The organism is Sphingomonas sp. FG14, assembly GCF_057809675.1.
Window position 1 is genome coordinate 1 of record NZ_JBMDKK010000056.1, and the last position, 1188, is coordinate 1188.

General features: G+C 62.6%; 3 protein-coding genes. 1 reads left to right on the top strand and 2 read right to left on the bottom strand.

All coding sequences use genetic code 11. The features are described 5' to 3' along the window. On the top strand, window positions 1-183 hold a 183-nt coding region (locus ACODTA_RS30295), incomplete at its 5' end, for a hypothetical protein (RefSeq protein ID WP_489071401.1). Between the two features lie 175 nt (window positions 184-358). Here ACODTA_RS30295 and ACODTA_RS30300 read toward each other — a convergent pair. Both ACODTA_RS30300 and ACODTA_RS30305 read right to left on the bottom strand, forming a co-directional pair. Continuing rightward, window positions 359-859, bottom strand: coding sequence for a hypothetical protein (locus ACODTA_RS30300; protein WP_489071403.1), 501 nt, complete (start codon window positions 857-859; stop codon window positions 359-361). A 7-nt stretch (window positions 860-866) separates the two neighbouring features. After that, on the bottom strand, window positions 867-1188 hold a 322-nt coding region (locus ACODTA_RS30305; RefSeq protein WP_489071405.1), incomplete at its 5' end, for a recombinase family protein.

Sequence of the window (1188 nt, forward strand, 5' to 3'; positions counted from 1 at the left end):
CGCTGGAGCGGGCGAAGGGACCGCACCATCCCCAGCTACGGGACCATCCTGCGACGCTCCGCTGACCGCCTCGCGACGGCCTCGCAAGCGTGCGGTGATGGCCTGTATGGTGGTCGGCGTTTCGGGCTGGTCGTTGATGGCTGGGGCCTCGTTATCGAGGTCGAGGGGGTGATCCATGGGTGACGCTTTCGGGGACGGTTGTGGGGGCGATCACGGCGACGGAACGTGTCCGATCTGCCGTGGTGAGGAGTTGTGCCCGGACTTTATCACCATGCTTGAACAGGCGGCATCGGGTGAGCCGGTCGTCAGCATGACCGTAGAGGAAGCGGCCGAATGGATCAGGAGTCTCTGAAGGCGGTCAGAGAAGCCACCACAGGACGGCGATACCGATTGGCACGAGCCACCATACTTCCTTGAAGGTAGCGATCGCTTGTTCACGCTTGGCCTTGTCGATGAGCGCTTTCGCATCCGACCCGGTGAGGATTTCGATCTCGAAGCCTTGGCGACCATCGCGCCGGAGTCCGATCTGATGAACCCGAACGACCACATCCTTCACTTCCTCGACGTGGACCGATCCGGCCATGTATGAGCCGTGCGTTGCTCCCTTCACCCAAGCCACATCGTCCGGGTTTCTGATGGTCCCGTATTCGAGCAACGTCGGGTGGTTGCCTTCGAAGGTTCGGCTGGGCAGGCCCACTTTGTAGGAGGGCGGCGCGCTTTCTACATCGCCGGTCCAGCTATCGATGAAGACCTTCGGCTTCCAATCGATCTCGATCCACCGATCAACGAACAGGGCTCGTTCGAACTCACCATCGGTGTGGAAGCCGGATTGCTCGGCGTAGACTATCCTGCGTGCCATGGTCGCCTTATGCCGCCAATGCCCGGTAGACGCTGGCGCGACCGATGTTCATGGCCTTGGCGATCTGGGCGGCCCCCATGCCGGTATCGCGAAGCTCCTTCACGCGGGCGGGGTCGATGCTGGCGGGACGCCCACGATACTTCCCCGCAGCCTTGGCCTTCATCACCCCTTCCATCTGGCGCTCACGCCGGATGTCGTTCTCGAATGCCGCTACGGCACCGAGCACGGCGAGCATGAGCCTCCCGGTGCTGGTGTCGGTATCGACGCCCGACTGATTGAGGCAGCGGAACCCTACTCCCTTGGCGGTCAGCCGCTCGATGATCCGGTGA